Source organism: Streptomyces sp. NPDC002588, assembly GCF_040295925.1.
In the GTDB taxonomy this organism is placed as follows: domain Bacteria; phylum Actinomycetota; class Actinomycetes; order Streptomycetales; family Streptomycetaceae; genus Streptomyces.
The window spans coordinates 1-19,299 of the sequence record NZ_JBEOWF010000082.1 but is presented as its reverse complement, the minus strand read 5'-3'; the positions used below and the strand labels follow the sequence as shown (position 1 = coordinate 19,299).

Here is a 19,299-nt window from a genome sequence, read left to right as displayed (position 1 = left end):
CCGCCTCCCCGCGGCCCGCCCCCCCCCGGGGCGGGACGCCGGGGGCGCGCCCCCCACCCTCCCCTACTAACAACTCCACCCCCCCCCCGGGGGGGGGGGGGCCCCCCCCCCCCCCCCCCTTCTCAGTTGTCGCCTACTGGCACTTCTTGCCGGTGTTGATGCAGTTGACCATCTTGTTCATCACGTTCGTGGAGAAGAAGTTGATGAAGTCGTTGTGGTCGGTGATCGGCTTGTGCAGGTTCTCCGGGAAGGAGTCCACCGCGTACGGGTTGGTGATCGTCCCGTTCGCCAGCTTCGGCTGCGGAACGTTGTAGACCAGCCGCACCTGGAGCTGCGGGATCGCCTTGAAGCCGTTGGCGCAGGTGCCGTCCGCCTGGACGAAGGACACGTGCGTGCGGTGGTTGGCGCTGTCGATGTTCTGACCGTCCCAGCAGCTCTGGAAGAAGGTCGTGCGCACCACCTGGCTGCCCTGCGGGCAGATCGGGTACTTGTCGTGCAGCTGCACCTTGTTCTCGAAGCCGGTGCAGGACCAGTTCACGTTGGCGTTGGCGTTGCCGTTGACGAAGGCCTTGGCGTCACCGGTGATGATGCGCAGGGCGCTCGGCATGGCGACGACCTGGCTCTTCTTGTTGCCGACGAACGTCAGCTGGGCCTGGGCCGGCAGCAGGATCTTGCCGACGTTGCCCTCCTTGCCGCCGCCGTCCGCGTTCTGGTCGAAGTCCTGCGTGCCGTCCTGGACACGGATGACCGGCCAGAAGTACGAGGACTTGTCACCCTGGTTCTGGCAGCTGGTGGTGCCGTTGGCCAGGTCCTGGTCGCTCGCGAAGGCGTCGTTGTTCTGGTTGCCGACGTAGTCGTGCAGGTGGTGCGCGCCGTTGGTGACACCGGGAGCCACGATCACGTTGTCCGTGTTGTGGTTCTTGTTCTGGTTGGTGCCACACTTCGTGACGAACGTGCCCTTGGAACCCGAATTGCCGTTCGCGGCGAGGCCGTTGGCGCCGACACCGATCGTCGCGTTCTGCTGGACCTTCGTGATGTCCACGAAGTCGGCCGCGACCGGGCCGTTGCCGCCCTGGCCGTTCTGGCCCGCCTGCTGCTGACCGCCGTTGTTCTGGCCGTTGCCGGCCTGGCCGCCGGTGTTCTGGCCGTTGCCGGCCTGGCCGCCGTTGTTCTGCTGGCCACCGTTGTTCTGACCGCCGCCGGCGGCGGTGTTGTTCGCCGCCTGCGTGGTGCAGGCCGCGAGCTGGCTCAGCTGCGTGTTGAACTGGCCGCCGACCCGCTGGATGTCGATCCGGATGCGGTCGATCGTGGCCGCCCGCTTCTCCTTGAGGGGGCCGACGATCGCGTTCTGCACGAACCCGGAGTCGTTCGCCTGGGCCTGACGAGAGGAGGCAAGGCGGGTGTAGGCCTCGGTGATCTGCTTGTCGAGGTTCGCCAACTCGGTGGCGACGCCCTGCTTGGCCTTGTCCGGCACGTTCGTCAGCTTCTGCCCCACGTCCGGGCAGGAGATGGTGGCGACCTGTGCGGCCGCGGTGGCGGCCTTGGTCGTGTTCTGGCCCGAGCTGTTGGACTCGTGGGCAGAAGCGTAGAAGTTCGCCCAGATCAGCCCGCCCCCACCGAGCGCTAGGGCCGCCGATGCTGCCACGGCCTTCGTGGCCATCGACGAACGGCGTTTACGTGTGTTGCGTCCCATGGAACTCCTCTGACTTCCTTGCGGGGCAGCACCGAGGCGCCCGACAGGAGTGAAGCTGCTCCCTCTCTTACGCACCTGGCCCCAGAGGTGTTCAGCGGTCTCAGAAATTGATGAGAGGTTCGTACGACAAACCGACCCCAACGCCCCCACACCGCACAGTAGTTGGAGCGCCCGCCGGACGCGCTCCGCAGGTGTCGAAACCGCTTTCACCTGCGGTTGTCCTCGGCGGGAGGGCCCAAACCGGCCTCACGAAAAAAGTTCGCGGTCTCCTCGGGCGGCGAGAACCTCGGCCTCCTTTTCCGGGGCGAGACCGATGACCGCACCGGGGCGCCGCGGCGCCGCGCCGCCGATCGACCGCAGCCATGCCCAGGTGTCGGCGACGGTCTGAGCGACGGGCCGGCAGGACAGCCCCGTGGCCAACGCCCGTGAGACGTCGGCGCCGTGCAGGGCGTCGTGCATGTCGGTGCCCGGCGGCACCCACACGGGCAGCTCGGTCCAGGGCTGGACTCCGGCCGCGGTGACGACCTCCGGGGCGGTCCAGCGCAACTCGGCGTCCGACCCGGTGACCCGGACGCATTCCTCCAGCAAGTCGCCCATGGTGGCGTGACCTTGACGGCTCATCAGGTTGTACGGGCCGCTCAGTTCCCGCTCGACGGCCCCGAGCGTCCACTCGGCGAGGTCGCGGGCGTCGACGTACTGGAGGGGGAGTTCCCGGGGCCCGGGCGCGAGCACCGGGCCGCCCCGCGCGATCCGGCCCAGCCACCAGGGCAGCCGGCCGACGTTCTCGTGGGGGCCGAGGATCAGCCCGGCCCGTACGAGGACGGAGTCCGCCGCACCGAAGGCGTCCACGGTGGCCAGTTCGCCGCCCCGCTTGTCGCGGGCGTAGTCGGTGTGGCCGGCGTCCGGCTCGGCACCCTCGACCACGGGCGCGTCCTCGGCGTAACCGGCGGGCGGGGCCCAGGTGTACACCGAGCAGCTCGACACGTACACGTACCGGCGGGCGCGGCCCCGCAGCAACCGCGCCGCCTCGTGCACCGGGCGCGGCGCGGCCGACCAGGTGTCGACGACGGCGTCCCACTCGCCCTTGCCGACGGCGGCCAGGCCCCCGGGGGCGGTGCGGTCGCCGGTCAGCGCCCGCGCGCCGGGGGCGGGCGCCTGCCGCCCCCGGTTCAGTACGGTCACGTCCCAGCCGCGTCCGAGGGCCGCCTCCACGACGGCCCGTCCCACGAACTCCGTACCACCCAGCACCAGTAGTCTCATGCCGGTGACTCTGCCCGGCCGGGGTCGGGGACGGAACCGCCCTCTGCCGTCAGCAGACGGCCGACAGCCGGTCAGCGGCCGGTCGGCGGGATGTACTTGTAGCCGACGCGGCGCACGGTCTGGATGGTGTGGCGGTGCTCCGCGCCCAGCTTGCGGCGCAGCCGGGCGACATGGACGTCGACCGTGCGGCCGTCGCCCACGTGACCGTACCCCCACACCGTGGTGACGAGCTGGTCGCGGGTGTGCACCCGGTTCGGATGCGCCACGAGGTGGGCCAGCAGCTCGAACTCCAGGTAGGTGAGGTCGAGTTCACGCCCGTCGACCTCGGCGGTGCGCTGCACGGGGTCGACCCGCACCAGCGGCTCCTCCGCGCCGGTGTCCGGCACCGGGACCGGCTGGAACGGCTGCTGCTGGTCCGCCGGGATCAGGACCAGGTAGCCGACCATGGCCGGCCGGCCGGGCAGGTCGGGCAGGGTGTGCTGCGGCGCCGGCAGCCAGGTGGCACCGGGCGGCAGGAGCTCCGCCACGTCCACCGCCTCGTCCGGGTCGACGGCTCGCAGCCGGTGGCGGGAGGCGCCGTGGACGGGGCCGGTGAGAGGGGCGGTGGAGAGAGAACGAGTGGTCGCCATGAGAGGTCAGCTCTTTCGCGCGAGGAGTTCGTCGGAAGGGACGTACGTCTCGCGCCGGCCGAAGACCGGGGTACGGCTTTAGAGGGCCGGCGCGTTCGTCGCGCGGCAACACACCCGGTCGAAGTCGTGGTGCTGACGGGAAGGCCAGAACGGCTCGAGGTCATTGCGACCCGTCGCGATGTGCTGCTGGAAGCCGGCCATGGGCCCATTGAAGCAGACCCCCGCCCGTCGAAGGAGAGGTCTCTCACTGCTTGGACGCTCCCTTGGCATGATGCCGACGGCAGCCGGTCATGCGGAAGGGGCGCCCACCGGATGGCGGGCGCCCCTTCACGGGAGCTGCGGGGCGGGTCAGACCTGGCCGGCCTTCTCCAGGGCGGCGCAGCAGGTGTCCACGATCAGGCGGGTCACCAGGTACGGGTCGACGTTGGCGTTCGGACGGCGGTCCTCGATGTAGCCCTTGCCGTCCTGCTCGACCTGCCACGGGATGCGGACCGAGGCGCCACGGTTGGAGACGCCGTAGGAGTACTCGTTCCACGGGGCGGTCTCGTGCAGACCGGTCAGGCGGTCGTCGATGCCCGCGCCGTAGTTCTTGACGTGCTCGAGCGGCTTGGAGCCCTCGCCGAGCGACTCGCAGGCGGTGATGATCGCGTCGTAGCCCTCGCGCATCGCCTTGGTGGAGAAGTTGGTGTGCGCGCCGGCACCGTTCCAGTCGCCCTTGACCGGCTTGGGGTCGAGGGTGGCGGAGACACCGAAGTCCTCGGCGGTGCGGTAGAGCAGCCAGCGGGCCACCCACAGCTGGTCGGAGACCTCGAGCGGGGCGAGCGGGCCGACCTGGAACTCCCACTGGCCGGGCATGACCTCGGCGTTGATGCCGGAGATGCCCAGACCCGCGGCGAGGCAGTTCTCCAGGTGGGCCTCGACGACCTCACGGCCGAAGATCTCGTCGGCGCCGACACCGCAGTAGTAGCCGCCCTGCGGGGCCGGGAAGCCGCCCTTGGGGAAGCCGAGCGGGTAGCCGTCCTGGAAGAAGGTGTACTCCTGCTCGATGCCGAAGATCGGCTCCTGGGAGCCGTACTTCGCCTCGACCTCGACCAGCGCGGCACGGGTGTTGGACTCGTGCGGGGTCATGTCGATGTTGAGGACCTCGCACAGCACGAGGACGTCGTCGCCGCCGCGGATCGGGTCGGGGCAGGTGAACACCGGCTTGAGGACACGGTCCGAGGAGTGGCCCTCGGCCTGGTTCGTGGAGGACCCGTCGAAGCCCCAGATCGGCAGCGCCTCGAGACCGGCGGGCTCGCCCGCCATGATCTTCGTCTTGGAGCGGAGCTTCGCCGTCGGCTGGGTGCCGTCGATCCAGATGTACTCAGCCTTGAAGGTCACGGGCCACTTCCTTCGGGGTGTGTCTGACGCACTTGCGGGTGCTGCGGCGCTGCGGCACTGGGGCGCCGCCGGTATGTGCCCGGAAGCCTGTCAACAGGCGATTTCCCGATCATTGCTCGAATGTGAACCCCGTGTTACCTGGTGGTTCTGTGGCGCGGCTCACTGTGTGAGGCCGGTGGCACGGCCGCGAGTCGCCGTTCGCGGTCGCAGACGGCGGCGGCTGTGCGTCTCGTATGCGATGGGATTGGAACCCGCGGACCGGGTCACGGCTCTCCGGCCGCGGCTCTCCGCACGCCTTCCAGGAAGCCCCGGATCGCGGCGCGCTCCCGTTCGTCGTATCCCTCGAGCAGGTCCACCACCTGCCGGATCAGGGGGCCGAAGAAGGACTCGCCCAGGGCGACCGCGCGCTCGTCCACCTCTATCACGACCCTGCGCCGGTCCGTCGCGCCGCGTACCCGCCGGACGTGACCGGCCCGCTCCAGCCGGTCGACCAGGGCCGTCGTGCCGGCCGAGTTCAGCCCGAGCGCGGCCCCGAGCTGCCCCGCGGTCATCTCCTCGTCCGCCCGCCGGGCGTCCATCAGGGCGATCAGGGCGCGCACGTCGGTCGGGTGCATGCCGTTGCGGTTCGCGAACCGGGCGCTGCGCAGCCCGAGTTCGACGGTCACCGCGCGCAGCAGATGCACGGTCTCCATCCCGTTCCGGCCCTCGGTCGGCATATGGCCCTCCGGTTGTCATCTCGCTCGGCGAACATCTCGCCGAGCGAGATAATACGGGGACGACACGGCGCCGACACGGAGACGGCACGGGCACGACACGGAGGGATTCCATGGGCACGTACGACGACGACGCGTTCCGGACCGCCTACGACAAGGTCATGGCCAAGTGGCCCGCCGACCGGGAGGCCGTCAGGGTGGCGACCCCGTTCGGCACGGCGCACGTCAACGCGTGCGGCCCGCGGGACGCGCCGCCGCTGCTGCTCCTGCCCGGCGGCGGGGGCGCGACCTCGGCCTCCTGGTACGCCCAGGCGGGCGAGCTGGCCCGGATCCGCCGGGTGTACGCGGTGGACCTGGTCGGGGCGGCCGGGCGCAGCGAGCAGGGGCGCCCGCGGAGCGTGGCCGAGCTGGGCGCCTGGCTGGACGCGGTGCTGGCGGGACTGGGTGTCGAGCGGGCCGACGTCGGCGGGCACTCGTACGGCGCCTGGATCGCCCTGCACCACGCCGTGCGCGCCCCCGAGCGCGTACGGCGGCTGTTCCTCCTCGATCCCACCCAGTGCTTCGCCGGATACCGGCCGTCGTATCTCCTGCGCGCCCTGCCGATGCTGCTGCGGCCCACGCCGCGCCGGGTGCGGGCCTTCCTGGAGTGGGAGACCGGGGGAGCGGACCTCGACCCCGACTGGCTCCGGCTCCAGGAGGCGGCCGCGGGCTTCCCCGCGAGCCGGCCGGTGACCGGGCCGCGTCCGGCGGCGGCCGCGCTGCGGTCGCTGGACCTGCCGGTCCTGCTGCTCGTGGCCGCGAACAGCAGGACCTGTGACATCTACGCGGTACGGGCCGAGGCGTCGAAGGCGCTGGGGGAGGCGGTGGAGACGGCCGTCCTCCCGGCCGTGTCCCACCATGGCCTGCCGCCCGCGGCGCCCTCGGACCTGGGCCGCCGCCTCACCGGTTTCCTCCGCGGCTGAGACTCACCCCACCTTCTCGATCACGGCCCGGCGGATCAGGAACTTGCCGGGCTCTCGGACCTGTTCGAAAGCCGCGTTGTTGAGCAGTACACAGCTGCCGGAGACCGAGGTCACCTCGACGACCGTGGACTTGTTGTTGTCCAGGTTGGTGACCTTCAGCCTGGTTCCCGCCGGGAACTGGTTGCTGGAGGCCGCCGGGGCGCCGTCCTCGCCGGAGAGCGTGACGGTGGAGCCGTTGCAGACCTGCTGCCCGGAGGCGGCGCCGGCAGCGCCACCGTTCCCGGTGTTTCCGGCCGGCCTGGACGCGGCCGGCGAGGAGGCGGCCGGTGCCGGCGCGGCCTGCGAGGGCTGCGTCGCCTGGGAGTCCTGAGCCGACTCCCCGACGGCGCAACCCGACGCCTTCTGCTGCACCTTGATCTGCGCGATGACGGCCTCGCGGTTGGCGATCCGGGCTTCCGACTGCGCGTCAGGAGCGGCCCGCTGGCCGTCGATGAACTTCTGGTTGTTGCCGAGGGCGGTGGCGAGCCCCTGGCACACCGTCGACTCGGCGGCCGACAGGGTCCGTGGTGTCCGGGCCGTCTGGGAGGCGTTCGAGGTGCTCGCCATGGCGAAGGCACCCCCGCCCGCCACCGCCGCCGCACTGACCAGCAGTGCGATCTTCTTCTTCGTGCCGAAGGTTCTTCTGCGCGACATCCGCGCCTCCTGAAGAGGTAGGGGAGCGTACGCCGCTAGGTACGAGATGCCGAACGAGGTTACTCAGCGGTTACAGGAGTCAGCCGGAGTGACGCGCGTCACATCGACGGCGCTTGTGATCAATGCGGCCGGCGGGAGAGCGCGTCCCGTACGGCCTCGTCCGTGCGGGCCACCACCGCGGTGCCGTCGTCGGCGGTGATGATCGGGCGCTGGATGAGCCGCGGGTGGTCGGCGAGGGCGGCGATCCAGCGCCCGCGCGAACCGGCGTCCCGCGCCCACTCCTTCAGCCCGAGCTCCGCGGCCACGGCCTCCTGGGTCCGCGCGATGTCCCACGGCTCCAGGCCCAGCCGGTCGAGCACGTCCTTGATCTCGGCTTCGCCCGGCACGTCCTCCAGGTAGCGGCGGACGGTGTAGTCGGCCCCTTCGGTGTCGAGCAGGGTGAGGGCGCCGCGGCACTTCGAGCAGGCCGGATTGATCCAGATCTCCATGCCGCCCACGGTAGTCCCACCGGTCGCAGCGACGGGCCTGTTCGAATTTGGGTCGCCTCGTGCGTCCCTCTGGAACCTGGTGTGACGTGGCACCAATTTCCTTTCCCACCTGGGCATTTACCGGGTTGGCGGGCTCGCTGGATGTCAGTGGTGGGCGGTAGACTGTGCGTAGTGTTCGAGGGTTTCACCGGAGGTGTCCGGTGAAACCCTGTCGCGACAGGAGGATGTCCGTGCCCGCTGCCGCACTCAAGTCGAAGCCGTTGCCGACCCAGTCCACCGCGAAGCGTTCCGTCCAGCTCGATCTGCCCTGTGTGCCCGTGGCGAAGAGGCCGTTGCCGGCCGGCCGGCCGCGGGAGTGGTACGTCACGCACAACCGCCGCCTCAAGGCCATGCGTCTGGCCATCGCACTGCTCGACTCGGGCGTGTACATGCCCAACCAGGCGCGCAACGAGAAGATCCGCAGCACCGCGGAGCTCATCGGCGTCCACCCGCCGTCGGACACGACCTGCCACATGGTCAGGGCGTTCATGCGCTACAACCGGTGAGGCCGGTGCCGGGTGCCATCCGTCCCGACCGCACCCGGCTCCGCCGTCACCCCGCCGACCCCGTCGTCCGCGCACTCCTCGGGTCCGCCGACTCCATGAGCCCGCAGGCTTCTTCAGCCCGCGGGCCTCGTCAGCCGGCGAGTTCCCTCTCCGCCGGCGTCCGGAATCTCGGCGTCACCCGTGTCCCGCCCAGCCAGGCCGACAGTCTCTCCGCCTCGGCCGCGATCGCCTTCCCCGCCTCCCGGCCGACCCCCTCGTCGTCCAGGATCCGCCAGACGAGCTCACCGTCCGGCCGCTGGGCCCAGGCGCCCACCACCCGGCCGTCCCACCACACCGTCGGCCCCACGTTGCCGCTCCGGTCGAACAGGGCGGGGCGCAGCCCGGGGGCCAGGTACCAGTCGCGGGCCTGCCAGCCCATCGCCGTCGGGTCGAGGGCGGGCAGCAGGGCCGCCCAGGGTTCCCCGGGGGCGGCGACCGGGTCCACGTCTTCCTGGGCGACGTACCCCGCGCCCTCCTCCAGGGTCACCGCCCGCGCGCCGATCGTCGTCAGCGCCCGCCGTACCTCGGTCACCTTCCACCCCGTCCACCACTTCAGGTCCGCCTCGGTCGCCGGCCCGCACGCCGCCAGCCAGCGGCGCAGCAGTTCCGCCTGCGCCCCCGCCGGGTCCAGTTCGGCGTGCCCGGGGGCGAGGGCCCAGCGGAACCGGCTGGACGTCCAGGAGCCGTCGGGGCGGCCCCTGACCACCTTCCCCTCCGTGCCGAGCAGCCGCAGCAGGCGGTTCGAGACCGTGTGCAGCCCCTCGTAGCTCTTCCCCGCCGCGTACACGAACTGCTCCCGCAGCCGTGGTTCCTCCCGGGCCAGTTCGCTCGCCGTCGCCTCGCCCAGCCGCGCCAGCGCGGCCAGCGTCGACTCCTCGACCTCCTTCAGCCAGGCCGCGTCCGGGGCGCCGGCCTTCGCCATGTCGCCCACCAGGGCGGCCCGGGACCGCGCGGCGACCACGAGGCTCGTCGAGGCGTGCACCACGGCCGTCAGCTCCCTGGGGAACACGAAGACCGTGTTCCGCATGCCGTGCATCCGGACGAGCGTGCCGTCCTCGTACAGCGCCCGCTCCGTCTCCGGGACCGTCACCCCCGACGCGGTGAGCCGGGCCCCGACCGTCAGGTACACCGTCGCGGGATCCGTGCCGTGCAGGGCGACGAGCGCGTCGGCCACCTCCTCCGGTCCCGAGGCGCGGGCCGCCGGGGCCAGCCGGTGCCGCAGGGCCAGCCGGGCCCGGCGCTCCGCGCCGCCGATGTACCGCACCCCGTCGCCCATCGCGCCCTCCGCCCGCCGTCACCGGTCCCTCCTCGTATCCTCCCCGACCCCACTGACAACGGGGTGCCCGCGCCCCGCGCCACCCGTTCGCCGTATCCGGCATGCGGACCCTCGCGGACCGGCATTCACTGCGAACAGGACCCGGGGGCTTGGTGCGAGTCGGGAGGCCGGCGTGGCGCGGAGAAGACGCAGATGAGCACCCCCGGGGCAGCCGGCGGCCCGGCCGAGCGGGCCCGGCGCGGCAAGGAGGCCCGCAAGCGGGTGGCGCGGTCCGCGCACGCCGGCTGGCTGCCGCCCGTCGACCGGGCCGACCCCGTCGCCGTACTGGAGCGGCAGGGGCGGGACCGGCTGCCCGAGCTGCTGCCGGTGCGCCACGGGCGGATGACCGCCTCGCCGTTCGCCTTCCTGCGCGGCGCGGCCGCCGTGATGGCCGCCGACCTGGCCGCGCGGCCGCACACCGGGCTGACCGTGCAGCTGTGCGGCGACGCCCATCTGCTCAACTTCGGCCTGTACGCCTCCCCGGAGCGGTCGCTGCTGTTCGACCTGAACGACTTCGACGAGACGCATCCCGGCCCGTTCGAGTGGGACGTCAAACGGCTCGCCGTCTCCGTCGCCGTGGCCGCCCGCGAGAACGGCCACCCCGAGGACCGGGTCCGCGCGGCCACCGTGGCGGCCGCCGCCGGCTACCGCATCGCGATGCTGCGGCTGGCCCGGCTCGGCGAACTCGCCGTCTGGCACGAGCGCATCGACGCCGACCGGCTGCTGCCGCTGCTGCGCTCCGCCCGCCGGCGCCGGCGCGCCGAGGCCAGCCTCACCCGCGCCCGACGCCGCACCGACCTCCAGTCCCTCGGCAGGCTCACGGAACTCGTCGACGGACACCACCGCATCGTCCACGACCCGCCGCTGCTCGAACCCGCAGGCGTCTCGGACTCCGCCGCGCTGCGCAAGATCTTCAGCGACTACCGTTCGACGCTCTCCGAGGAACGCCGGCTCCTCCTCGACCGCTACCGCTTCACCGACGCCGCCCGCAAGGTCGTCGGCGTCGGCAGCGTCGGCCTGCGCTGTTTCGTCGTGCTGCTCGCCGGGCGGGACGCCGACGACCGGCTGTTCCTGCAGATCAAGGAGGCCCGCGCGGCCGTCCTGGAGGCTCATCTGCCGAGCGGGCCGTACACCCATCCGGGCCATCGCGTCGTCGCCGGGCAACGGCTGCTCCAGGCGGCCTCCGACATCTTCCTGGGGTGGATGACCGGCCCCCAGGGGCGCGCCTTCTACTGGCGGCAGCTGCGGGACACGAAGGGCACGGCCGACGTCGCGGGGATGTCCCCGGGCGATCTCACGGCGTACGCCCGGCTCTGCGGCACCGCCCTGGCCCGCGCGCACGCCCGCTCGGGCGACCGGATCGCCGTCGCCGGGTACCTGGGCGGCGCCGACACCTTCGAACGCGCCGTCGCCGACTTCGCCCTGGCCTACGCCGACCAGACCGCCGCCGACCACGCGGCCCTGTGCGCGGCGGTCGCGGCCGGAGTGGTCAACGCCGCCCCCGACGTGTGACGCGTGCCCGGCCCCCGACTGCTCAGGCGTACGTCTCGAGCAGCCCCGTCACATACGTCTCCAGCCGCCCGGCCAGCACCTCCGGTGTCAGGTCGGTGCGGCCCAGCTCCCGCCAGGGGAGGGCCAGTTTCACCGCGTCGGGCGCGTACGCCAGGCTGTCCAGCAGCCGCCAGTAGAGGTGGTCGGGACCGTCGGCGAGGCCGCTGCCGCCGTGTGCCTCGTAGCGGGCCCGGAAACCGAGACCGTGCGCGGGGCCGTGCAGCAGGGCCAGGGCCGTCGAACAGTGGGCCACGTCCAGGTCCGCCGGGCCCCAGGACGTCTCGACCCAGTCCACGACCCCGGTGATCCGCAGTGCGTCGCCCGCGCCGTCGAACAGCACGTTGCCCGGATGGAAGTCCCGGTGCAGGAAACGGCCTTGGTAGGACGGGGGTTCACGGCGGAGCACGTCCACCGCCCGGTCCCACGGCCCGCCCGGCGGTGTCCGCACCCGCTCCGGGGACGTCCACGCCTCGTACGTGCGCGGGCGGTCCGGCGCCGGGACCTCGGCCGCGTGGATGCGCACGAGCTGGGCCGCCAGCAGGTCGAGGCGGCGGTCGAGGTCGGTCTCGTCGACCCGGACCCGGCCCGGCAGCAGGGACATCAACAGTGAGGGATGGTCGCAGAGTTCGGCCGTCGCGTCGACGGCGACCGGTCGCGGGGCCCGCACGTCCGGCCGTCCGGCGAGCATCGTCAGCACGGACGCCTCCCGGCCGAGCAGCCCCGCCGCGGCCCTGCGGAAGAACGGTTTCACGAAGGTCCGCAGGACGAGGCCCGTTCCGTCGTCGAGGGTCAGCCGTCGCATCTGCGAGCTCCAACCGCCCCGCAGCCGACGGGACTCACGGACGGTACGGCCCGCGGGCAGCTGCTCGGCGAGCCAGGCGTCGGTGGCCGCCCAGCCGGGGGCCAGCACGGACGCCACGAATTCCCGCCGGTCCACGGGACGGTCCCGGAACCACAGACCCAACCGGTGCTCGGCGTCGGGCAGTTCGAACCTGCTGTACTGGGCGCGGGCGGACAGCGCGTCCTGCACGGCCTCGGTCACCTCCGGCGGGATCACCGTGTCCGTGCCCGGGACGACGAGCACCGCCCGGCCCTCGTACGCCCTGAACACCTCCAGCGCGGGCGCGGACCGCCAGCTGCCGGGACGGCGGATCACCGCGCTGAACTCTCCGTCGCCCGCGCCGAACGGCACGTCCCACGCCTCGGCCGCGTACACCGCCGGCGCGCACAGCCCGATCGCGGACACCCGCTCCTCGTAGTGCCCGACCAGGTCGGCCACCGTCTGCCCGCTCATGCTGAACCCGACCAGCGCCAGCGGCCCGCCGTCCGGTGCGTACGCGTCGATCACCGCCACCGCCTGCTCGAAGCGGCGGCGCAGGCTCAACTCCGGCAGGGCGCCGGTGCTTTCGCCGTGGCCGGAGAAGTCGAGGGCGAGCACCCGGCAGCCCTGGGCCGCGAACTCCCGGGCCAGCGGCAGGAGTCGCTCCTTGCTGCCGTTGCCGGCGCCGTGCAGCACCACGGCGGTGACGCTCGCCGCGCCGTCGCCGCCCGCCACGACGGCGAGGCGCTCACCGCCGTACTCGTGGGAAAGAGAGGCCAGTTCGGTCATGGGCCGAGCGTATGCGGTGCCGGGCGGGCGGCCCTGGCGGTCACCCTCCTTTGGCTGACAGGCCCCCCTGCCGTCACTCGTACGCGCTGTGACTCGTATCGGCGGTCACTCGTATTTCCGGGCGGGCGCGCAGTCCATGTACGACGCCGACTCCCGCGCTGCCCGGTCGCCGTCGCGCTCGCGGATCGCCTCGACGAGGCGGGCGTGGTCCTGGAACTGTTCGGGGCGCAGCTCGTCGCCGAAGTGGTCGAGGAGAAAGTCCCGGATCACCTCGCCGAGGTCCGCGTGCAGTTCGGCCAGCACGGGGTTGTGGGAGGCGGCGACGACGGCCAGGTGGAAGGCCACGTCCTCGCTGACGAAACCGACCCGGTCCCCGGCCGACCAGGCCTGTTGCCGCTGGTCCAGCGCGCGGCGGAGCCGCTCCAGGTCGTCGTCCGTGCGCCGGGCGCAGGCCAGCCGGGCGGCGCGGATCTCCAGGGCACCGCGCACGTCGGTGGCCGTGGCCCTCGTTCTCGCGGCGCTGAACCTGCGCCCGGGCGTCACCAGCCTCGGGCCGGTCCTCGAAGAGGTCCGCGACAGCCTGGCCATGAGCGGCTCGGTGGCCGGGCTCCTGACCTCCGTCCCCGCCGTCTGCTTCGCCGTGGTCGGCTCCACGGCCCCTGCCCTCGCCCGCCGGTACGGGGCGGCCGGCGCCGTCGCGGCCGCCGGGGTGGTCCTCACGGCCGGCCTCGCGCTGCGGCCGTTCGCCGCCGGCCCCGTCCTGTTCGTCGCCCTGACCGCCGTGTCCCTCGCGGGCATCGCCGTCGCCGACGTGCTGCTCCCGGCCGTCGTCAAACAGCGCTTCCCCGACCGGGTGGGCGCGATGACCGGCCTGTACTCCATGGCCCTGAACGTCGGAGCGTCCTGCGCCGCGGTCGCGACCGTCCCGCTGACCGGGGGGTTCGGCGGCGACTGGCGGTACGGCCTGGGAGCCCGGTCGGTCCTGGCCGCGCTCGCCGTGCCGCCCTGGCTGGCCCTCGCCCGCCGCCGTCCACCGGAGCCACCTCCCCCGGACGGCTCCGGCGAGACAACGGACCGGGCCGGGATCCGGCTCTCCCGCGACCCGACCGCCTGGGCCCTCACCGCCTACTCCGGCCTGCAGGCCGGCTCCGCCTACGTCATCATCGGCTGGCTGCCGCAGATCTTCCGCGACGCGGGACTCTCCGCAGGGACCGCCGGCCTGCTGTTCTCCGGTACCTCACTGCTCGGCGTCCCCCTGTCGTTCGCCCTGTCGTCCGTGGCCGGCAAGGTGCGCCATCAGAGCGGCATCGCCGCGACGATCGGGGTCTGCGGCCTGGCGGGCTTCGCGGGGCTGTGGGCCGATCCCGCCGCCGCGCCCTGGCTCTGGGCGTTCCTGCTGGGCGTGGCGAACTGTTCCTTCCCGCTGGCCCTGACGATGATCGGCATGCGCGGCCGTGACGGGGCGACCGTCGTCCGGCTCTCCGGCTTCGTGCAGAGCTTCGGCTACCTGCTGTCGATTCCCGGACCCGTCGTCGTGGGCGTCCTCTACGACCGCTCCGACGGCTGGCGGCTGCCGATCGCCTTCATCCTGCTGCTGACCCTGGTCCAGATCGCGGCCGGCCTGCTCGCGGGCCGAAACCGCCGGATCGGCTGAACAGAGAGGGAAGAGGAGGACGGACCACTGACGGGGACGGACCACCACAAAAAGCGGATGACGTTGAGTGATCAACTCTCTACGCTGAATGACATGGGCATCATCGTCATCACCGGGACCCTGGTCCTGGTCGTCCTGGGATTCGGAAACCACCTCTACTGGCTCGCCGCGATCATCGCGCTCTACCTGTACGTCCGGTCCGGACGCGGATCCGCGTCCTCCACCCCCGGCCCCACCCCGGGCCCGGGCGCCGCGCCGACCTCGTACAAGGCCTACCGTGCCCGCCGAGACCTGCAGGCCAAGTGGGAGCGCCGCTACGAGCGGGAGCGCGGCAGGTAGCAGGGCCGGCTCACAGGCCCGGCGCACCCCACAGCGGGAACCAGCGGCTCAGGTCCTGTTCGATCCGCAGGTCGCCCGCCAGGGCCGCCTTCACCTGGAGTTCCAGCGCGTTGTCGCGCCGCTGCCCCCGCTCGGGCAGCGGCGCGAACGGGTAGAAGGTGCCCCGCTTGTAGAGGTACACGAGCGCGAGCGAGCGGCCGGCGGGGTTCTCGAAGCCGGCCAGGGAGCACAGCAGTTGCGGCCCGAAGCCGTTGACCTCCATCGCGCTGTTCACCGCGTGCAGATCGTTCACGAGGGCGGACAGGTCCTCGGGGGAGCGCTGGGAGAGCAGCCAGGAGTAGCCGAAGTCGTCGCGCAGCAGCCGTACCGGTGGCCCGGTGCGTTCGGTGTCCGCGTCGAGGAGGGCCTGCACCTCGCGGTGCGTCTGCTCGAAGGCGGCGCCCTCCACGGTCGCGAAGCAGACGGCGCCCTGCCCGGTCGGGGTGAATCCGGTCGCCGCCTCCAGCGTCACGGCTGCCGACGGCAGCGCGAACAGCCGATCGAGGTCGGGCACCACCGGTTTCGTCCGTCCGAGCAGGATGTCCAGCAACCCCATGCGTCAGCCTGCTTTCCCGGGCCTGGCCGCCTCGCCCAGCTCGGCGGAGATCCGTCCCAGCTGGTCGAGCCGCTGCTCCAGGCTCGGGTGGGTGGAGAAGAAACGCTCGATGCCGGGCTCCCTGCCGGTCGCCGGGGTGAAGTAGAAGGCGTTGAAGGCCTGGGCGGTGCGCAGGTCCTTGGTCGGGATCCGGGCGATGTCGCCGGACACCTTGGTCAGTGCGGAGGCCAGCGCCGAGGGCCGGCCGGTGAGCAGCGCCGCGGCCCGGTCGGCGGCCAGCTCCCGGTACCGGGACAGCGCCCTGATCAGCAGGAAGCTGATCGCGTACACGGCTGCCGACACCCCCATCACGGCGGCGAAGACGACGGCGGTGTTCTGGTCCCGGCGCCCGCCGCCGAACAGCTGCGAGTAGAAGGCGAACCGCACGACGAGACCGGCGATCACCCCGAGGAAGGACGCGATCGTGATCACGGCGACGTCCTTGTGCGCCACGTGCGACAGCTCGTGCGCGAGCACGCCCTCCAGCTCGGCCGGGTCCAGCCGGCGCAGCAGGCCCGTCGTCACGCACACCACCGCGTTCTGGGGATTCCGCCCGGTGGCGAACGCGTTAGGCATGTCCATGTCGGAAACGGCGACGACCGGCTTGGGCAGGTCCGAGATGGCGCACAGCCGGTCCACGACGGCATGCAGCTCGGGATACTCCTCGCGCTCCACGACCCGCCCGCGCATCGCGAACAGGGCGATCCGGTCGGAGAACCAGAACTGTGCGACGAACATGGCCGCCATCAGCACGACGACCAGTACCCACGACCTCAGCAACACGATCAGCGCGGCGACGAACGCCACGTACAACAGTCCGAGCAGGAACAGGGTGACCGTCATCCGCACGGTCAGGCCCCGGTCGCTCCGGAAACGGCTCTTCATGTGCACCACCCCGCAGGCAGTCAGGCACTCGCCCCACTGCCAGTGTGCACCCGACCCCGCCATGAAGCGGTCGCGATCGGCCCTAGGGGCAGCAAAAGCTCAGGACCGGACCGACCGTGGGCGGGCAACGGCCCGCAGCCGGAAGAAAAACGCCTAGGGCGTGTTTCGAAAGTAGCGTCGTCTGCCCGAAGGGCAGGCCTGGCGGCGTCTGGTGCGTGCGATCGCGAGGCGGAGGGTCGCCCCGATACTGGATGTATCGGGGCGAGCCCGACAACGCGGCGAGCGTGCGTGCCAGGCGTCGCCAGGCAGCCGGAAGAAACACGCCCTAGTACGGCGCCTGGAACCGCGTGTACCCCAGCAGCAGGATCACGGCCGCCACACAGCCCAACACGATCGTCGTCGACACCCACGACGAACGGCGCGGCGCCGCCGGTCCGGGATCGCCCCGGAACGGCACCGGCTCCGGCGGGTTCTCCTTCCAGCGCGCGGCCAGCATCCGCGCCCGGGCCGAGGGCTCCTTGTGTTCGGCCTGGTCCGCCCACCGGATGTCGAACTCCCGCTGGTCGTCGTCCTGTTCGGCCATCCCCTGATCCCCCTGTCACCTGGCGCCTGTCATCGAACAACAGTGCCAGAAACCATACGACGGCGCCCCCGCCCTGAGAAAACAGGAAACGGGGGCGCCGATCAGAGCCTCGCTTCGATCACACGTCGAAGTAGAGCTCGAACTCGTGCGGGTGCGGACGCAGCTGCAGCGGGGCGATCTCGTTCGCGCGCTTGAAGTCGATCCACGTCTCGATCAGGTCGGACGTGAAGACGTCACCGGCGAGCAGGAACTCGTGGTCGCGCTCGAGCGAGTCGAGGACGGCCGGGAGCGAGGTCGGGACCTGCGCGACGTTCGCGTGCTCCTCGGGAGCCAGCTCGTACAGGTCCTTGTCGATCGGCTCGGCCGGCTCGATCTTGTTCTTGATGCCGTCGAGACCCGCGAGGAGCAGGGCGGAGAAGGCGAGGTACGGGTTGCCGGAGGAGTCGGGCGCGCGGAACTCGACGCGCTTGGCCTTCGGGTTGGAGCCCGTGATCGGGATACGCATGGCCGCGGAGCGGTTGCGCTGCGAGTAGACGAGGTTGATCGGCGCCTCGAAGCCCGGGACCAGACGGTGGTAGGAGTTCACCGTCGGGTTGGTGAAGGCCAGCAGCGACGGGGCGTGCTTGAGGATGCCGCCGATGTAGTAGCGGGCGGTGTCCGACAGGCCCGCGTAACCGGCCTCGTCGTAGAAGAGCGGGGAGCCGCCCGCCCACAGGGACTGGTGGACGTGCATGCCGGAGCCGTTGTCACCGAAGATCGGCTTCGGCATGAAGGTCGCGGTCTTGCCGTTGCGCCAGGCGACGTTCTTCACGATGTACTTGAAGAGCTGGAGGTCGTCGGCCGCGGCGAGCAGCGTGTTGAACTTGTAGTTGATCTCCGCCTGGCCGGCGGTGCCCACCTCGTGGTGCTGGCGCTCGACCTGAAGGCCGGCCTTGCCCAGCTCCAGGGAGATCTCGGCGCGCAGGTCGGCGAAGTGGTCGACCGGCGGGACCGGGAAGTAACCGCCCTTGTAGCGGACCTTGTAACCGCGGTTGTCCTCGAGGGCACCGGTGTTCCAGGCGCCGGCCTCGGAGTCGATGTGGTAGAAGCTCTCGTTCGCGCTGGTCGCGAAGCGCACGGAGTCGAAGACGTAGAACTCGGCCTCGGGACCGAAGTACGCGGTGTCCGCGATACCGGTCGACGCGAGGTACGCCTCGGCCTTCTTCGCCACGTTGCGCGGGTCACGGGAGTACTGCTCGCCCGTGATCGGGTCGTGGATGAAGAAGTTGACGTTCAGCGTCTTGTCGCGGCGGAACGGGTCCACCCGCGCGGTCGAGAGGTCGGCGCGCAGGGCCATGTCGGACTCGTGGATGGCCTGGAAACCGCGGATCGACGAACCGTCGAAGGCGAGCTCCTCGTCCGGGTCGAACGCCTCGACGGGCACCGTGAAGTGCTGCATCACGCCCGGCAGGTCGCAGAACCGGACGTCGACGAACTTGACGTCCTCGTCCGCGATGAACTTCTTGGCCTCGTCGGCGTTCTGGAACATCCAGCTCCTCCTACTCCCGGCCGTTCCCGTGCCGGGGTGGTAGTTCGTTCGTGCGGCCAGTGCGGTGGCACACGCTGACCTCGACCCTAGGGACGGGTGATTTCTCGGGCGTGACCCATTTGTTTCGCACAAGTTAACCGGACTCCGTCCGATTCACCCACCTGTGCGGATCACAGAACGTGGGCAGTACCGTGGTCGCGTGGACAAGAGGGATGCAATCGGATCGTGGCTCTCGGGCCCCCGCGCGGCCGCGGAGGAAGCCGGTGTCGACTTCGGATACAGGGGCGAGCAACTCGGTCTTCCGGAGGAGGGTCCGGGCTCGGTCGCCCGCCCCGGCCGCCGGCTCGGCGCCCTGGCGGTGGACTGGGGTCTGTGCCTGCTGATCGCATACAGCTTGATCACCGACGGCTACACCCCCTCCACCAGCAACTGGACCCTGCTGGTCTTCCTGGTGCTGAGTCTGCTCACGGTGGGTACGGTCGGCTTCACCCCGGGCAAGCGTCTTTTCGGCCTGCGGGTGGTGTCCGTCGAGACCGGCACCGTACGGCCCCTGGGTTCGCTGATCCGCACGGTCCTGCTGTGCCTGGCGATCCCGGCCCTGATCTGGGACCGCGACGGCCGGGGACTGCACGACCGGCTGGCCCGCACGGTCGAGGTGCGGATCTAGGGCGACGAGGCAGGCGTAAGACGAGGGGGGTGGGGGGGGGTGTACCGGCCCCCCCCCCCCCGAGGGGGGGGGGTTCTAAGGGGCGTGGGGCGGCCCGCGGCCGCGGGAAAAATATAAAAAAATAAAAAAAAA

General features: G+C 71.6%; 20 protein-coding genes. 6 read left to right on the top strand and 14 right to left on the bottom strand.

The window, feature by feature from the left end; genetic code table 11:
- Window positions 1-133 precede the first annotated feature (133 nt).
- The 5 genes from ABT057_RS47920 to ABT057_RS47900 all read right to left on the bottom strand — a co-directional run bounded on the left by ABT057_RS47920 (window position 134) and on the right by ABT057_RS47900 (window position 5,678).
- Complete coding sequence (locus ABT057_RS47920; RefSeq protein WP_352351524.1) at window positions 134-1,693, bottom strand: DUF1996 domain-containing protein; 1,560 nt, start codon at window positions 1,691-1,693, stop codon at window positions 134-136.
- A 246-nt stretch (window positions 1,694-1,939) separates the two neighbouring features.
- Window positions 1,940-2,953: an NAD-dependent epimerase/dehydratase family protein gene (locus ABT057_RS47915; protein ID WP_352351522.1), complete on the bottom strand. Its 1,014-nt coding sequence runs from the start codon at window positions 2,951-2,953 to the stop codon at window positions 1,940-1,942.
- Between the two features lie 71 nt (window positions 2,954-3,024).
- Complete coding sequence (locus ABT057_RS47910; RefSeq protein ID WP_352351520.1) at window positions 3,025-3,582, bottom strand: winged helix-turn-helix domain-containing protein; 558 nt, start codon at window positions 3,580-3,582, stop codon at window positions 3,025-3,027.
- A gap of 348 nt (window positions 3,583-3,930) precedes the next feature.
- Entirely contained in the window at window positions 3,931-4,962 is a 1,032-nt protein-coding gene (gene glnII, locus ABT057_RS47905) for a glutamine synthetase (RefSeq protein WP_352351518.1), read from the bottom strand.
- Window positions 4,963-5,225: 263 nt separating this feature from the next.
- Window positions 5,226-5,678 carry a MarR family winged helix-turn-helix transcriptional regulator gene (locus ABT057_RS47900; protein ID WP_352351516.1) on the bottom strand — a complete coding sequence of 151 codons (453 nt, stop codon included), beginning with the start codon at window positions 5,676-5,678 and terminating at the stop codon, window positions 5,226-5,228.
- Window positions 5,679-5,788: 110 nt separating this feature from the next.
- Between ABT057_RS47900 and ABT057_RS47895 the strand changes: the two genes are divergently transcribed.
- The gene (locus ABT057_RS47895; protein WP_352351514.1) at window positions 5,789-6,637 is read left to right on the top strand and encodes an alpha/beta fold hydrolase; all 849 of its coding nucleotides are present in this window, start codon (window positions 5,789-5,791) and stop codon (window positions 6,635-6,637) included.
- Window positions 6,638-6,640: 3 nt separating this feature from the next.
- Here the strand turns inward: ABT057_RS47895 and ABT057_RS47890 are convergent, their stop codons facing one another.
- Window positions 6,641-7,330 (bottom strand): SCO2207 family protein, encoded by a 690-nt coding sequence (locus tag ABT057_RS47890; RefSeq protein ID WP_352351512.1) that lies wholly within the window; start codon window positions 7,328-7,330, stop codon window positions 6,641-6,643.
- A 119-nt stretch (window positions 7,331-7,449) separates the two neighbouring features.
- Window positions 7,450-7,818 (bottom strand): ArsC/Spx/MgsR family protein, encoded by a 369-nt coding sequence (locus ABT057_RS47885; RefSeq protein WP_352351510.1) that lies wholly within the window; start codon window positions 7,816-7,818, stop codon window positions 7,450-7,452.
- Between the two features lie 230 nt (window positions 7,819-8,048).
- Between ABT057_RS47885 and ABT057_RS47880 the strand changes: the two genes are divergently transcribed.
- Window positions 8,049-8,363: a hypothetical protein gene (locus ABT057_RS47880; protein WP_352351508.1), complete on the top strand. Its 315-nt coding sequence runs from the start codon at window positions 8,049-8,051 to the stop codon at window positions 8,361-8,363.
- Window positions 8,364-8,493: 130 nt separating this feature from the next.
- Here the strand turns inward: ABT057_RS47880 and ABT057_RS47875 are convergent, their stop codons facing one another.
- The gene (locus tag ABT057_RS47875; RefSeq protein WP_352351506.1) at window positions 8,494-9,678 is read right to left on the bottom strand and encodes a winged helix DNA-binding domain-containing protein; all 1,185 of its coding nucleotides are present in this window, start codon (window positions 9,676-9,678) and stop codon (window positions 8,494-8,496) included.
- A 192-nt stretch (window positions 9,679-9,870) separates the two neighbouring features.
- Here ABT057_RS47875 and ABT057_RS47870 point away from each other — a divergent pair, with 192 nt between their 5' ends.
- Window positions 9,871-11,229, top strand: a complete 1,359-nt coding sequence (locus ABT057_RS47870; RefSeq protein WP_352351504.1) for a DUF2252 domain-containing protein — start codon at window positions 9,871-9,873, stop codon at window positions 11,227-11,229.
- 22 nt (window positions 11,230-11,251) lie between these two features.
- Here the strand turns inward: ABT057_RS47870 and ABT057_RS47865 are convergent, their stop codons facing one another.
- Together ABT057_RS47865 and ABT057_RS47860 are read right to left on the bottom strand one after the other, a co-directional pair.
- Window positions 11,252-12,877 carry an alpha/beta fold hydrolase gene (locus ABT057_RS47865; protein ID WP_352351502.1) on the bottom strand — a complete coding sequence of 542 codons (1,626 nt, stop codon included), beginning with the start codon at window positions 12,875-12,877 and terminating at the stop codon, window positions 11,252-11,254.
- A gap of 105 nt (window positions 12,878-12,982) precedes the next feature.
- Window positions 12,983-13,366 (bottom strand): FadR/GntR family transcriptional regulator, encoded by a 384-nt coding sequence (locus ABT057_RS47860; protein ID WP_352351500.1) that lies wholly within the window; start codon window positions 13,364-13,366, stop codon window positions 12,983-12,985.
- Here ABT057_RS47860 and ABT057_RS47855 point away from each other — a divergent pair.
- The gene (locus tag ABT057_RS47855) at window positions 13,347-14,531 is read left to right on the top strand and encodes a CynX/NimT family MFS transporter (protein ID WP_502974093.1); all 1,185 of its coding nucleotides are present in this window, start codon (window positions 13,347-13,349) and stop codon (window positions 14,529-14,531) included. The genes ABT057_RS47860 and ABT057_RS47855 overlap by 20 nt on opposite strands.
- Window positions 14,532-14,624: 93 nt before the next feature.
- On the top strand, window positions 14,625-14,870 hold the full coding sequence (locus ABT057_RS47850) for a hypothetical protein (protein WP_352351496.1): 246 nt from the start codon (window positions 14,625-14,627) through the stop codon (window positions 14,868-14,870).
- A gap of 10 nt (window positions 14,871-14,880) precedes the next feature.
- Here the strand turns inward: ABT057_RS47850 and pspAB are convergent, their stop codons facing one another.
- The 4 genes from pspAB to glnA form a co-directional block, all read right to left on the bottom strand.
- Entirely contained in the window at window positions 14,881-15,465 is a 585-nt protein-coding gene (pspAB, locus tag ABT057_RS47845) for a PspA-associated protein PspAB (RefSeq protein ID WP_352351494.1), read from the bottom strand.
- A gap of 3 nt (window positions 15,466-15,468) precedes the next feature.
- The gene (gene htpX / locus ABT057_RS47840) at window positions 15,469-16,389 is read right to left on the bottom strand and encodes a zinc metalloprotease HtpX (protein WP_352351492.1); all 921 of its coding nucleotides are present in this window, start codon (window positions 16,387-16,389) and stop codon (window positions 15,469-15,471) included.
- A gap of 325 nt (window positions 16,390-16,714) precedes the next feature.
- Window positions 16,715-16,972 (bottom strand): SCO2583/SCO2584 N-terminal domain-containing protein, encoded by a 258-nt coding sequence (locus ABT057_RS47835; RefSeq protein WP_352351490.1) that lies wholly within the window; start codon window positions 16,970-16,972, stop codon window positions 16,715-16,717.
- A gap of 118 nt (window positions 16,973-17,090) precedes the next feature.
- Entirely contained in the window at window positions 17,091-18,500 is a 1,410-nt protein-coding gene (gene glnA, locus ABT057_RS47830; protein ID WP_352351488.1) for a type I glutamate--ammonia ligase, read from the bottom strand.
- Between the two features lie 199 nt (window positions 18,501-18,699).
- Here glnA and ABT057_RS47825 point away from each other — a divergent pair, with 199 nt between their 5' ends.
- Window positions 18,700-19,167 carry an RDD family protein gene (locus tag ABT057_RS47825; protein WP_352351486.1) on the top strand — a complete coding sequence of 156 codons (468 nt, stop codon included), beginning with the start codon at window positions 18,700-18,702 and terminating at the stop codon, window positions 19,165-19,167.
- Window positions 19,168-19,299: the final 132 nt, after the last annotated feature.